The 13,165-nt window shown below is 72.7% G+C and carries 11 protein-coding genes; 4 read left to right on the top strand and 7 right to left on the bottom strand.

The window, feature by feature from the left end:
• Positions 1–85 precede the first annotated feature (85 nt).
• The 7 genes from ASG04_RS08615 to ASG04_RS08645 all read right to left on the bottom strand — a co-directional run bounded on the left by ASG04_RS08615 (position 86) and on the right by ASG04_RS08645 (position 7,997).
• A complete protein-coding gene (locus ASG04_RS08615; RefSeq protein WP_056122502.1) occupies positions 86–1,459 on the bottom strand; it encodes an MFS transporter in 1,374 nt (457 codons plus the stop codon).
• Between the two features lie 244 nt (positions 1,460–1,703).
• The gene (locus ASG04_RS08620) at positions 1,704–2,753 is read right to left on the bottom strand and encodes an NAD(P)-dependent alcohol dehydrogenase (protein ID WP_056122504.1); all 1,050 of its coding nucleotides are present in this window, start codon (positions 2,751–2,753) and stop codon (positions 1,704–1,706) included.
• Positions 2,750–3,967, bottom strand: a complete 1,218-nt coding sequence (locus tag ASG04_RS08625; RefSeq protein ID WP_056122508.1) for an ROK family transcriptional regulator — start codon at positions 3,965–3,967, stop codon at positions 2,750–2,752. Before ASG04_RS08625 ends, ASG04_RS08620 begins: the two co-directional genes overlap by 4 nt.
• Positions 3,968–3,971: 4 nt before the next feature.
• Positions 3,972–4,997 carry a sugar phosphate isomerase/epimerase family protein gene (locus ASG04_RS08630; RefSeq protein ID WP_056122510.1) on the bottom strand — a complete coding sequence of 342 codons (1,026 nt, stop codon included), beginning with the start codon at positions 4,995–4,997 and terminating at the stop codon, positions 3,972–3,974.
• A 23-nt stretch (positions 4,998–5,020) separates the two neighbouring features.
• Positions 5,021–6,106 (bottom strand): Gfo/Idh/MocA family protein, encoded by a 1,086-nt coding sequence (locus tag ASG04_RS08635; RefSeq protein WP_200938434.1) that lies wholly within the window; start codon positions 6,104–6,106, stop codon positions 5,021–5,023.
• On the bottom strand, positions 6,103–6,801 hold the full coding sequence (locus tag ASG04_RS08640; protein ID WP_056122516.1) for a ThuA domain-containing protein: 699 nt from the start codon (positions 6,799–6,801) through the stop codon (positions 6,103–6,105). The genes ASG04_RS08635 and ASG04_RS08640 overlap by 4 nt, the downstream gene beginning before the upstream one ends.
• Positions 6,798–7,997, bottom strand: coding sequence for a Gfo/Idh/MocA family protein (locus tag ASG04_RS08645; protein WP_056122519.1), 1,200 nt, complete (start codon positions 7,995–7,997; stop codon positions 6,798–6,800). Before ASG04_RS08645 ends, ASG04_RS08640 begins: the two co-directional genes overlap by 4 nt.
• Before the next feature lie 97 nt (positions 7,998–8,094).
• Here ASG04_RS08645 and xylA point away from each other — a divergent pair, with 97 nt between their 5' ends.
• The 4 genes from xylA to ASG04_RS08665 all read left to right on the top strand — a co-directional run bounded on the left by xylA (position 8,095) and on the right by ASG04_RS08665 (position 13,111).
• A complete protein-coding gene (xylA, locus tag ASG04_RS08650) occupies positions 8,095–9,288 on the top strand; it encodes a xylose isomerase (RefSeq protein ID WP_056123903.1) in 1,194 nt (397 codons plus the stop codon).
• Positions 9,285–10,796: a xylulokinase gene (gene xylB, locus ASG04_RS08655; RefSeq protein ID WP_235515491.1), complete on the top strand. Its 1,512-nt coding sequence runs from the start codon at positions 9,285–9,287 to the stop codon at positions 10,794–10,796. Before xylA ends, xylB begins: the two co-directional genes overlap by 4 nt.
• Positions 10,797–10,865: 69 nt before the next feature.
• A complete protein-coding gene (locus ASG04_RS08660; RefSeq protein WP_056122521.1) occupies positions 10,866–11,879 on the top strand; it encodes an acetylxylan esterase in 1,014 nt (337 codons plus the stop codon).
• On the top strand, positions 11,879–13,111 hold the full coding sequence (locus ASG04_RS08665; protein ID WP_056122524.1) for an endo-1,4-beta-xylanase: 1,233 nt from the start codon (positions 11,879–11,881) through the stop codon (positions 13,109–13,111). Before ASG04_RS08660 ends, ASG04_RS08665 begins: the two co-directional genes overlap by 1 nt.
• Positions 13,112–13,165 lie beyond the last annotated feature (54 nt).

Genomic DNA, 13,165 nt, shown 5'->3' on the forward strand with positions numbered 1-13,165 from the left:
GACAGCGGAAACGTCGCACCGCCGTCACATTCCTGCGCCGGCACGCCGCCCGACCACGCCTGCTCAGCGCCCGACCACCACGGCCTCAGCGCGCGGCGCGCCCCTCGTCCCGCACGAAGGCCATCAGCACCAGCCCCGCGACGAGCACCACCACGACCCCGATGATGCCGAAGCGCGTGGAGCCCCCGAGGGTCACGGCGATCCCGAACATCGCCGGCGCGATGAACGACGCCGCCCGCCCGGTGGTGGCGTACAGGCCGAAGAGCTCACCCTCGCGGCCGGGGGTCGCCAGCCGGCTCAGGTAGGCCCGCGACGAGGACTGCACGGGGCCGACGAACGCGCACAGCGCCAACCCCAGCACCCAGAAGCCGACCTGGGCCGACCCGACGAAGAACACCGCCGCACCGCACACCGCCAGCCCGACGAGCGAGACCATGATGAGCATGCGGGACCCGAACCGGTCGTCCAGCCGGCCCGAGGCGAAGGTCGCGATGCCGGCGACGATGTTGGCGGCGATCGCGAACAGGATGACCTGGGACGCGCTGAACCCGAACACCTGCGCGGCGATGATCCCGCCGAACGTGAACACGCCCCCGACGCCGTCGCGGAACACGGCGCTGGCGACCAGGAACGACAGCACGTTCCGGCGCTCGCGCCACAGCCGGGCGATGTCGCGCCCGAGGTCGCGGTAGGCCGACCACAGGGTGCCGCGGCGGGTCGGGTCCGCGGGTGCCTCGGGGACGACCAGGAACAGCGGGATCGAGCTGACCGCGAGCCAGACCGCCGCGATGCCGATCGCAACGCGCACGTCCCACTGCCCGGAGGCCACGGTGGCGGGGAGGTGCAACAGCCCCGCCGTGTCGCCGGCGCCGAAGTCCTGGATGCACAGCACCAGCAGCACGACCAGCAGCACGATGCCGCCGAAGTAGCCTGCCGCCCACCCGATCGCGGACACGCGGCCGGTCTTCTGGCCGGTGGCGACCTGTCCGAGCATGGCGTTGTAGCCGACGCAGGCGATCTCGTACGCGACGGTGCCGATGCCGATGAGGGCCGCGCCGAGCACCAGGAACGGCTCGCTGGGCGCGACGAACACCATCGCACCGATCGACAGCGCGACGCCGATCGTGGCGACGAGCACCGAGCGGCGACGGTGCCCGGACGAGTCGGCGAGCCGGCCCACCGCGGGCGCGACGAGCGCGACGACGATCCCGGCGATCGTCAGCGCCGTCGAGACCACGCCCGCGTTGTGCGCGAGTTCGCGCTCGACCGCCTGCTTCGCCGCGGCCGAGGTGTCCTCGGCGGCGACGATGGCGGGGTCGACGAAGGCGCGGCTGGCCAGGTAGGTGCTGAAGACGAAGGTCGTGACGACCGCGTTGAAGGCCGCGGAACCCCAGTCCCACAGCGCCCAGGACACGAGGGCGCGACGATCGGTGCGCTGCGGCGGCGGAGCGACGGTCATGCGCGAACCGTAGCGCGTCCCGGTGACGCACCGGTGGCCCCGTTCCGGGCCACACGGCGGACGGGAGGTCCGGTGCCGGTCGCACGTCGGGCCTCCCGTGCGCCCCGTGGCGCGCTGACGGGCGCATCGCACCCCCACTCGCGCATCGCGCCCCGCAGGAACGGGGCGCGATGCGCGCAGCGGGGTGCGATGCCGCGCGGGGCGTGATGCGCGCAGCGGAGTGCGATGCCGCGCGGGGCGCGGGTCAGGCGGGGACGCCGCCCGGGTACACGACGGACTTGAGCGACTCGGGGTCGGTGTCGCTCTCGAGGGCCTGTCGCACGTCGTCGAGGCCGTAGCGCCCGGTGACGAGCGAATCCAGGTCGACCTGCCCCGACGCGACGAGCTCGATCGCGATCGGCCAGGTGTTGGTGTACCGGAAGATGCCGGTGACGGTGACCTCGAGGTTCTGGATGTGCTCGACCGGCAGCGTCATCTCGGAGTTGCCGAGACCGACGAGCACCGCTGCGCCGGCCGGACCGACCGCCTTGATCCCGTCGGACACCGCACGGGGTGCGCCGCTGGCGTCGATGAACGCGTCGACCGGGGCGATGTCCGCGGAAACGTCGACCGCGGTGGGATCGACGACCTCGGTCGCGCCGTAGGACAGGGCACGCTCACGCCGCTCGGGGACCAGGTCGCTGATGACGATGCGCGTCGCGCCGAACGCCCGGGCTGCCTGCGCGCAGATGATCCCGATCGGACCGGCACCGGCGATGAGCACCGACGAACCGGGGACGATGCGGGCTTTGCGGACGGCGGCGATGCCGACGGACAGCGGCTCGAGCAGGGCACCAGCCTCGAACGACACGGAGTCGGGCAGGGTGTGGGCGAACTCGGCCTCGATGGTCACGAACTCGGCGAAGGCCCCGTCGACCGGGGGCGTCGCGTAGAAGCGCATGTGCGGGCAGAGGTTGTAGCGGCCGGCCAGGCACTGCGCGCAGCGGTGGCAGGGGCGCTGCGGCTCGATGGCGACGCGCTCCCCGACGCGCGACGGGTCGACTCCCTCGCCCACCGCGACGACGGTGCCGGACAGCTCGTGGCCGAGCACGAGCGGCTCCTCGACGACGAAGTCGCCGATGCGGCCGTGCCGGAAGTAGTGGACGTCCGAGCCGCACACGCCGACGGCGGCGACACGGACGAGCACGTCGCCGGGGTCGACGGTGGGGACGGGGCGGTCCTCGACGGTCAGGTCGTCCTGACCGAGCAGGACGCTGACACGCTGGGTGTCGGACTGCGGGGTGGTGGTGCTCATGGGGTGGTCACTTCCTGTTGCGGGGAGAACTCTGGGTCGTCGAGCAGGTCACGGAAGCCGATCTCGGCTGCACCGCGCAGCAGGACGTCGGGACCGAGGGCGGTGGGCACGATGCGGACACGATCGGCCATGGCGGCCATCGACTGTGCCCGCACCGCGGTGACGATGCGGTCCCCGACGTGGCCGAGCAGCGTGCCGAGGAACCCCCCGAGCGCGACGACCTCGGGGTTGACGGAGTGGATCGCGTTCCGCAGGCCGGTGGCGAGCGCCGCGACCTGGCGGTCCACGACGGCCTGCACCGCGGGCCCGCCGGTGTCGAGCGCGACGGCGAGGGCAGGCAGGTCGTCGGCGGCGACCCCGGTCACGGCGACGAGGGCCGCGCGTGAGGCCTCGGTCTCCAGGCACCCGAACGCGCCGCAGTGGCAGCGGATCCCGTTGTCGGCGACGAACGTGTGTCCGAGCTCGCCGGCGTACCCGTCGGCGCCGCTGAGCGGCCGACCGGCGCTGATCACCCCGCCGCCGATGCCGGACGCGCCGCCGTTGAGGTAGATGAGGTCGCTGACGCCCCGGCCGCTGCCGTAGAGGTGCTCGGCGAGGGCGCCCAGGTTGGCGTCGTTCGCCACGCGCACCGGGAGGCCGGTCGCGGCGGCGAGGGGCTGCGCGAACGGCTCGTCGCGCCACCCGAGGTGCGGGGCGTACCGGACCAGGCCGTCCTCGACGCGGACGGTGCCGGGGATGGACACGCCGATGCCGACCGTCCGGACCGGCCGCATCCGCTCGGCCAGGTCGTCGAGGAGCGCTGCCACGGCGGCGACGGCCTCGGGGGCGCTCGGGCGCGATGCGGCCGGCGAGGTCACCCGGTGCCGGATGCTGCCGTCGAGCCCGACGAGCGCGACCGTGACGGCGTCGATCTCGACCGTGACGGCGACGGCGACGACGTCGGCCGAGGCACGGACGACGGGGCTGGGGCGCCCCACCCCGACCGTGGGGGCCACCGCGCCCGGCGCCGGGTTCTCGGACTCGTGGACCAGGCCGAGCGCGACCAGCTCACCGACGAGCGCCAGCGTCGTCGAGCGGTTCAGGCCCGTGCGGCGGGTGAGTTCGGCGCGGGTGACGGGCCCCTCCTCGTGCACCAGGCGGAGCAGCCGCGCCGTGTTCCGACGCGGTGCGCCCGCTGCGCTCCGCGGAGCGCCCGCTCCCGTCACCGACCCCATCCGTTCAGCGCGACCGCGAGAACGCGGCGTCGAACGCGGCGTCCGGCGGAGCGATGGTGCCGAGCCGGCGCACGAACGCGAGCGCCTCGGGGCCGCCGACGAGCCGGTCCATGCCGGCGTCCTCCCACTCGACGCTGGTCGGACCGGTGTAGCCGATGTGGTTCAGCACGCGGAACACCCGCTCCCACGGGACGTCGCCGTGTCCGGCCGTCACGAAGTCCCAGCCGCGTCGGGGGTCGCCCCACGGCAGGTGCGACGACAGCCGGCCGTTCCGCCCGTCGAGCTGCTTCACCGACTCCTTGCAGTGCACGTGGTAGACCCGGTCCGCGAAGTCGAGCAGGAACGCGGCGGGGTCGAGGTCCTGCCAGACGAAGTGCGACGGGTCGAAGTTGAACCCGAACGCCGGACGGTCGGCGAAGACCTCGAGCGTGCGCTTGGCGGTCCAGTAGTCGTAGGCGATCTCGGAGGGGTGCACCTCGAGCGCGAAGCGGACCCCCACTTCCTCGAAGACGTCCAGGATCGGCGACCACCGGTCGTGGAAGTCCTGGTACCCGGCGTCGATCATCGACGGCGGCACCGGCGGGAACCCCGCGACGGTCTTCCAGATCGAGGACCCGGAGAACCCGGTCACGGTGTCGACGCCCATCGCCGCGGCGGCGCGGGCGGTCCACTGCAGTTCCTCGGCGGCACGCTGCCGCACTCCCTCGGGGTCGCCGTCGCCCCACACGTGCGGCGGGACGATGTCCTCGTGGCGCTGGTCGATCGGGTCGTCGCACACGGCCTGGCCCACCAGGTGGTTCGCGATCGTCCAGACCTGCAGGCCGTTCTCACTGAGGATGCGCTTGCGGTCGGCGACGTACTCCGGGTCCGTCGCGGCGCGACGCACGTCCAGGTGGTCACCCCAGCAGGCGATCTCGAGTCCGTCGTAGCCCCACGCACCGGCGAGTCGGGCCACCTCCTCGAAGGGCAGGTCTGCCCACTGCCCGGTGAACAGGGTCACCGGCCTGGAGGCTCGTGGTTCGTCCGTCATGGTGCTTCCTTCCGTCACAGTGGTCACCAGGTGTCGGGTCGCGCGCCGAGCGGCACCGTCGCCGGTCGCTCGACCCGGGAGGTCACGGGCACGACCGTGTGCTCGCGGGACGCGGTGCCGACCGCTTCCATCACCTCGAGCACGTGGTACGCCAGTTCCCCGGACGCCCGGTGTGGACGGCCGGTCTCGATCGCGTGCGCCATGTCGGCCAGGCCGTAGCCCCGTCCGGCGTCGGCGTACCCGCCCCGGACCGGCAGGTCCCGCCAGGTGCGGTCGTCGGCCGTCGCGATGGCCGCGGTCTCCGAGAACGCGTTCGGGTCGGGCACTGCCAGGGTGCCCGCCGTGCCGTACACCTCGAACAGCGGCGACCGGGTGGCCCAGACCTCGAAGGACACGGTGACCGTCGAGACGACCCCGCTCTCGTGTTCGAGGACGGCCACCACGTGGGTGTCGACGTCGACCGGGATCGGGGTGCCCGCCAGGGGCCCGGTGGCGACGGTGCGCTCGCGGGAGGACCGGGTCGCACTGCCGCTGACCCGGACGACGGGGCCGAAGAACGACACCAGACTGGTCAGGTAGTACGGCCCCATGTCGAGCAGCGGACCGCCGCCCGGCTGGTAGTAGAACGCCGGGGCCGGGTGCCAGAGCTCGTGACCGGGGGCGCTCCAGGACACGGCAGCGCCGACCGGGGAGCCGATCATGCCCTCGTCGAGCGCGGCCCTGGCCGTCTGGATGCCGGTGCCGAGCACGGTGTCCGGCGCGCTGCCGACCCGCAGACCGGCGGCGCGGGCGTGTTCGAGCACGGGCGCGGCCTCGGCGGTGCTCGTCGCGAGCGGCTTCTCGCCGTAGACGTGCTTGCCGGCGGCGAGCGCGCGCTCCGCGACCTCGGCGTGCGCCGCGGGGATCGTCAGGTTGAGCACCACGTCGACCTCGTCGTGCGCCAGCAGCTCGTCGACGCCGATCGCCAGGACGCCCTGCTCACCCGCGACGGCCGCGGCCCGCTCGGTGTCGAGGTCGGCGACCGCGGTCAGGCGCAGGTTCGCCAGGTCGGGCAGGTGCTGCAGGTACTGGCGGCTGATGTTGCCGACGCCGACCATGCCGACCCTCATCGTGCTGCCCACAGGAGCCCCCGTTCGATGACCGTGCGCAGCGGCTGCGACTCGACGACCTCGAGCCGGTGCCCGGGTGCCGAGACGAACACGCGGCCCTGTCCCCACTGCCGGGTCCAGATCGCCGGCGCGGTGACCGGGCGGTTCCAGGCGTCGAAGTCGCGCGCTGCCTGCGTGGTGGTGGCCAGCACGTCGTTGTACTCGTCACTGAGGACCCAGTACTGCTCGGTGACCAGGTCGAAGTCCTCGATGCCCTGCGTGATCGGGTGCTCGTGCCCGGCCGCGGTGATGTGGACCGTGTACGGGATGTAGTTGTCCGACTGCTCCCCGGTGCGCTCTGCCGGGGGCTTGGCGGCGTGGTGGGCGAACTGCCCGCCGACCATGTGCAGGTAGTCGGCCGTGTTGCGGAACGCGTCGGCGATGCCGCCGTGCCACCCGGCCAGTCCGGCACCACCGAGCACGGCGCGCTGCAGCCCGGCGAACTCGTCGTCGGCGATGGTCGACATCGTGACGACCTGCACGATGAGGTCGACCGTGTCCATCACGGCGGCGTCGGCGTAGACGGCGGTGGAGTCGTGGACCGCGACGTCGAAGCCGTTGTCCCGCAGGAACGGCACGAAGGCGTCGGTGGTCTCGACGGGCTGGTGCCCGTCCCAGCCCCCGCGGACGACGAGGGCCTGGCGCTGGGGGCTCATGCGGATTCCGATCCGGTGGTGGTGGGCGTCCAGCTGCTGCCGTCGGCGGCGCTGCGTTCGACGGCGTCGAGCACACGCTGCACGTGCAGGCCGTCCTCGAACGACGGCGACGGGTCGGTGCCGGCGGTGATGGCGTCCACGAAGTCCTTCACCTGGTGGCTGAAGGTGTGCTCGTACCCGATCAGGTGCCCCGTCGGCCACCACGCGGCCATGTAGGGGTGCTCGGGCTCGGTGACCAGGATCCGGCGGAAGCCCTGCTCCCCCGCGGGCACCGACGACTCGTACAGGCGCAGTTCGTTCATCGACTCGAGGTCGAACTGGATCGCACCCGTCGAGCCGGAGACCTCGAGCGTGAGCCCGTTCTTGCGTCCGGTCGCGTAGCGCGTGGCCTCGAAGGTGCCGATCGCGCCGTCGGCAGCGCCGCCGCTGAGCCGGCCGAGGAAGAACGCGGCGTCGTCGACGGTGACCTGGCCCCGCTCGCTCGACGCGGTGCCGGACAGCCCGACGCCCTCGCCGAGCAACGGGCGTTCGTGCACGAAGGTCTCGAGGGTGCCGGAGACACTGGCGAGCTGCGCGCCGGTGACGAACTCGGCCATGTCGATCGCGTGTGCGCCGATGTCACCAAGCGAGCCGGAACCGGCCAGCGACTTGTCGAGGCGCCACGTCATCGGGCCCTCCTCGTCGGTCAGCCAGTCCTGCAGGTAGAGCGCGCGGACCTGACGGACGGTCCCGATCCTGCCGTCCTGCACCAGCTGGCGGGCGAACGCGATCGCGGGGACGCGGCGGTAGCTGAACCCGACCATGGCGCGCACGCCGTGCTGCCGGGCCTCGGCTGCTGCGGCGACCATCGCCTCGGCCTCGGCGACGGTGTTGGCGAGGGGCTTCTCGCACAGCACGTGCTTGCCGGCCCGCAGCGCCGCGACGGCGACCTCGACGTGCGAGGACCCCGGCGAGACCACGTCGACGACGTCGATGTCCGGGTCGGCGACCACGGCACGCCAGTCGGTCGAGGCCGTCTGCCACCCGTACTGCTCGCGCGCTGCTTCGGTGCGGTCGGGATCACGTCCGACGACCACGGTCATCTCGGGCTCGGCGTCGAGGTCGAAGAACCTGGGCGCCGTCCGCCATGCCTGTGAGTGCGCGGCTCCCATGAAGCCGTGCCCGATCATCGCCACCCGGAGGGGTCTGCGTGCCATCCGTTCGCTCCCTTGCGATCACGTCCTTGCCAGAGTCAACACTACCGCTTATGTTGGGCGCGGCAACATTTTGTTTCGACGACGAACGGTGACCACCATGGCAGCGACGCCCACCCGTGCAGACAAGTTCTCCTTCGGTCTCTGGACCATCGGCTACAACGGCTCGGACCCCTTCGGCGGGCCCACCCGCCCCCAGCTCGACGTGGTCGAGGCAGTCGAGAAGCTCGACGAGCTCGGCGCCTACGGCCTGACCTTCCACGACGACGACCTGTTCGCGTTCGGCTCGACCGACGCCGAGCGCCAGACCCAGATCGACCGCCTCAAGGGCGCGCTCGAGTCCACCGGGATCGTCGTGCCGATGGTCACGACGAACCTGTTCTCCGCCCCGGTCTTCAAGGACGGCGGCTTCACCTCGAACGACCGCCAGGTCCGCCGCTTCGCGCTCCGCAAGGTGCTCCGCAACGTCGACCTCGCCGCCGAGCTCGGTGCGAAGACCTTCGTGATGTGGGGTGGCCGCGAGGGCGCCGAGTACGACTCCGCCAAGGACGTGCAGGCCGCGCTCTCCCGCTACAAGGAGTCGGTCGACCTGCTCGCGCAGTACGTGACCGACAAGGGCTACGACATCCGCTTCGCCATCGAGCCGAAGCCGAACGAGCCCCGCGGCGACATCCTGCTGCCGACCCTCGGCCACGCGATCGCCTTCATCGACACCCTCGAGCGACCGGAGCTGTTCGGCGTGAACCCCGAGGTCGGCCACGAGCAGATGGCGGGCCTGAACTTCACGGCCGGCATCGCCCAGGCGCTCTACCAGGGCAAGCTCTTCCACATCGACCTCAACGGGCAGCGCGGCATCAAGTACGACCAGGACCTGGTCTTCGGTCACGGCGACCTGCAGAACGCGTTCTCGCTCGTCGACCTGCTCGAGCACGGCGCACCCCAGGGCGGCGTCGCCTACGACGGCCCCCGCCACTTCGACTACAAGCCGAGCCGCACCGAGGACATCTCGGGCGTCTGGGACTCCGCGGCGGCGAACATGCGCATGTACCTGCTGCTCAAGGAGCGTGCGCAGGCATTCCGCGGCGACCCCGAGGTCCAGGCGGCGCTGCAGGCATCGAAGGTCGACGAGCTGAGCACGCCGACGCTCAACCCGGGCGAGTCCTACGACGACGTGCTCGCCGACCGCTCGGCGTACGAGGACTTCGACGCCGACGCGTACTTCGGCGCCAAGGGCTTCGGGTTCGTCCGGCTGCAGCAGCTGGCCGTCGAGCACCTCATGGGCGCTCGGAATTGACGTCTGACATCCGTCCGGGCACGGTCGACTCCGGCGACGGCACGCTCGTCGCCGGGGTCGACTCCTCGACCCAGTCCTGCAAGGTCACCATCCGCGACGCCCACACCGGAGCGATCGTCCGTGAGGGCCGCGCGTCCCACCCGGACGGCACCTCGGTCGACCCCGAGCACTGGTGGACCGCGCTCGGCACCGCGATCGCGGACGCCGGCGGGCTCGACGACGTCGCGGCGATCGCCGTCGCCGGCCAGCAGCACGGCATGGTCGCGCTGGACGCCGACGGCCGGGTCGTCCGCGACGCACTCCTGTGGAACGACGTCCGCAGCGCCGACGCGGCCGCCCAGATGGTCGACGAGCTCGGCCGGGAGGCCTGGGTCACCCGCACGGGACTGGTCCCGGTGGCCTCGTTCACCGGGACCAAGCTGCGGTGGCTCCGCGACGCCGAGCCGGAGAACGCAGGCCGGGTGGCGGCCGTGGCACTCCCCCACGACTGGCTGTCGTGGCGGCTGCGCGGGTACGGCCCGGCGGACGAGAGCCCGCTCGGCGCCGACCTCGACGCCCTGGCGACCGATGCGTCGGACGCCAGCGGCACCGCGTACTGGGACCCGGCTCGACGTGAGTACGACCCGGAGCTGTTCGAGCTCGCCTTGGGACGCCGGATGCGCATCGCGGGCACCGGCGACGAGGACGCGGTCGTCGTCCCCCGGGTCGTCGACCCCGACCAGGCGATGGGCACGCTCGACACCGACGTGCCCCTGCCCGGCGGCGGTGTCCTGCACCGCGGACTCGTCGTCGGCGCCGGCACCGGCGACAACGCGGGCGCGGCGCTCGGCCTGGGCCTCGGCCCGGGCGACGTCGCGGTGTCCCTCGGGACCAGCGGGACGGTGTTCGGCGTGACCGACGCCGCGCTCGCGGACCCGAGCGGGACCGTGGCGGGCTTCGCCGACGCGACGGGGGCGCGCCTCCCGATCGTCACGACGCTCAACGCGGCCCGCGTGCTCGAGGTGATCGGCGGCCTGCTCGGCGTCGACCACGGCGAGCTCGGCGCGCTGGCACTGCGTGCTCCTGCCGGCGCCGACGGGCTGGTGCTCGTGCCGTACTTCGTCGGCGAACGCACCCCGAACCGTCCGGACGCCACCGCGTCCCTGGTCGGCATGACGCCGGGGACGACCGACCGGGAGCACCTGGCCCGCGCGGCGTTCGAGGGCATGCTCTGCGCGCTCGCGGACGGCCTCGCTGCTGTCGAGGCGTCGGGTGTCACCGTGGACCGACTCCTCCTGATCGGCGGGGCTGCGCGCAACGAGGCCGTCCGGACGATCGCCGCGCAGGTGTTCGGGCGCGACGTGCACCTGCCCGAACCGGGCGAGTACGTCGCCGCCGGCGCTGCGCGACAGGCCGCCTGGGCGCTCACCGGGACCCTGCCGACGTGGATGCTCGCGACGACGACCGTCGCCGCGGACCCGCGACCCGAGGTCCTGCAGCACTACCGGGACGCCGTCGCCGCGTCCTGACCCACCTCACCACCGTGCCCCCGGCACCCGCTCGGGTGTCGGGGGCACCACCGTCCCCGGAGGACACCGATGCCGCTGACCGACCTGCCCCTCGAGGAACTGCGTTCCCACCGCCCGAGCGTCCGTGAGCCCGAGGACTTCGACGCCTTCTGGGCCGACACGATCGCCCAGGCCCGCGCCGCCGCCGAGCAGACCGGCGCCCACCCCGTGACCGTCCCCGCGGACACCCCGGTGACGGGGCTCGTGATCGAGGACCTGACCTTCCCGGGGTTCGCGGCCGACCCCGTCCGCGCCTGGGTGACCCGTCCAGCGGGAGCCAGCTCCGGACCCGACGACGCACGGCTGCCGGTCGTGGTCGAGTTCCTCGGCTACAACGGAGGTCGCGGTCGCCCGGGAGAACGAGTCGCATGGGCGCTCGCCGGGTACGTGCACGTCGTGATGGACACCCGCGGTCAGGGCAGCGGGTGGGGCGGGGGCGACACCCCGGACCCGCACGGTGCCGGGCCGCACATCGGTGGCTGGATGACGAGCGGGATCGACCGCCCCGAGGACCACCACTACCGCCGCGTCTACACCGACGCCGTGCGGCTCGTCGACGCCGTCCGCACGCTGCCCGGCGTCGACCCGGACCGGATCGCGCTCACCGGCGGCAGCCAGGGGGGCGGGATCGCGATCGCGGCCGCAGCGCTGGTCCAGGCGCACGTGGGACCGATCGTGGCCGTGCTGCCCGACGTGGCGTTCCTGTGCGACTGGGAGCACGGCGCGCTCGTGGCGGTGAGCGACCCGTACCAGGAGCTCGTCCGCTACCTGGCCGTGCACCGGGACGCGGCCGAGACCGTGTGGACGACCGCGTCGTACCTGGACGGGGTCAACTTCGCCGCGCGGATCGACGCACCCGCGCTGTTCTCCGTCGCGCTCATGGACGAGGTCGTGCCCCCGCGGACGACGTTCGCGGCGTACAACGCCCTGGCATCGACGGACCGACAGATCGAGGTCTACCCGTACAACGGCCACGAGGGCGGTGGCTTCCGGCACTGGGAGCGGCAGGTGGCCTTCCTGCGCGAACGTGACGGGCGGCGCTGATGCCGACGTCCGCTCCCGCGCACCGGTTCGGCGAGACCGTCCTGACCGTCGTCGACGCCGCGGGAGCACCGCTGCCCGACGTCGCGGTCACGGTGGCGCAGACCCGGCACGCGTTCGCCTTCGGCAACATCGGCTTCGACTTCGTCCCGCTGGCCAACGGCGAAACGGACCCGGTCGGCACCGAGGACCTGGCCGCGCTGTACACGGACGTCTTCAACACCGCGACGCTGCCGTTCTACTGGGGTCGGTTCGAGCCGGAGCGCGGGAAGCCCGACACCGGGCGGCTGCAGCAGGCGGCGCGCTGGTTCCGGGAGCGCGGCGTCGCACTCAAGGGCCACCCGCTCGTGTGGCACACGGTGCAACCGGACTGGCTGCTCGGGCTGCCCCTCGACGAGGTCGAACGGCTGCAGCGGGAGCGGATCCGGCGCGAGGTCGGGGACTTCACCGGGCTCGTCGACACGTGGGACGCGATCAACGAGGTCGTCATCATGCCGGTGTTCGACAACGGTCCGAACGCGATCACCCCGCTCGTACTCGACCGCGGGCGCATCGCGATGATCCGGATGGCGTTCGAGGAGGCCCGCGCGACGAACCCGCACGCGACGCTGCTGCTCAACGACTTCGACCTGTCGACCGCGTACGAGTGCCTGATCGAGGGCGTGCTCGAGGCCGGCATCGCCGTCGACGCCATCGGGCTGCAGACCCACATGCACCAGGGGTACCGGGGCGAGGACGCCGTCATGGCGATCGTCGACCGGTTCGCCCGGTACGGTCTGCCGATCCACCTGACCGAGACGTCACTCGTGTCGGGCGACCTCATGCCCGCCGACGTCGTCGACCTCAACGACCACCGGGTCCCCTCGTGGCCGTCGACACCCGAGGGCGAGGCGCGACAGGCCGACGACCTCGTGCGGCACTACCGGAGTCTGGTCGGGCACCCGGCGGTCGAGGCCGTCACCTACTGGGGCATCACCGACGCCGGCGCCTGGCTCGGCGCACCGATCGGGCTGGTCCGCTCCGACGGCACGCCGAAGCCGTCCTACGAGGCGCTGCGTCAGCTGGTCAAGGAGGACTGGTGGCACGCCCCGACCGTGTCCAGGACGGACGCGGACGGTCGGCTGGCGGTGCGCGGGTTCCGTGGCGAGTACCAGGCCACGGTCGGCGACGTCGCGACGCCCTTCACGGTCACGAGCACTCCGGACACGGTGCGCCTGGTCACGACGGGTCGCTGACGGCGCGGGCCGCTCGTTCGGCGTGCTCAGCTGGACGGGCGAGGTCCCGCAGCC

This window comes from Curtobacterium sp. Leaf183, from assembly GCF_001424385.1.
Taxonomy (GTDB): Bacteria; Actinomycetota; Actinomycetes; order Actinomycetales; family Microbacteriaceae; genus Curtobacterium.

What these genes read in the sequence shown, in the direction of transcription:
- xylA (WP_056123903.1), top strand. Translation starts at nt 8,095, where the DNA reads ATGGCAGCGACGCCCACCCGTGCAGACAAGTTCTCCTTCGGTCTCTGG.
- ASG04_RS08640 (WP_056122516.1), bottom strand. Translation starts at nt 6,801, where the DNA reads ATGAGCCCCCAGCGCCAGGCCCTCGTCGTCCGCGGGGGCTGGGACGGG.
- ASG04_RS08615 (WP_056122502.1), bottom strand. Translation starts at nt 1,459, where the DNA reads ATGACCGTCGCTCCGCCGCCGCAGCGCACCGATCGTCGCGCCCTCGTG.
- ASG04_RS08660 (WP_056122521.1), top strand. Translation starts at nt 10,866, where the DNA reads ATGCCGCTGACCGACCTGCCCCTCGAGGAACTGCGTTCCCACCGCCCG.
- ASG04_RS08645 (WP_056122519.1), bottom strand. Translation starts at nt 7,997, where the DNA reads ATGGCACGCAGACCCCTCCGGGTGGCGATGATCGGGCACGGCTTCATG.
- ASG04_RS08630 (WP_056122510.1), bottom strand. Translation starts at nt 4,997, where the DNA reads ATGACGGACGAACCACGAGCCTCCAGGCCGGTGACCCTGTTCACCGGG.
- ASG04_RS08635 (WP_200938434.1), bottom strand. Translation starts at nt 6,106, where the DNA reads ATGAGGGTCGGCATGGTCGGCGTCGGCAACATCAGCCGCCAGTACCTG.
- ASG04_RS08620 (WP_056122504.1), bottom strand. Translation starts at nt 2,753, where the DNA reads ATGAGCACCACCACCCCGCAGTCCGACACCCAGCGTGTCAGCGTCCTG.
- ASG04_RS08665 (WP_056122524.1), top strand. Translation starts at nt 11,879, where the DNA reads ATGCCGACGTCCGCTCCCGCGCACCGGTTCGGCGAGACCGTCCTGACC.
- ASG04_RS08625 (WP_056122508.1), bottom strand. Translation starts at nt 3,967, where the DNA reads ATGGGGTCGGTGACGGGAGCGGGCGCTCCGCGGAGCGCAGCGGGCGCA.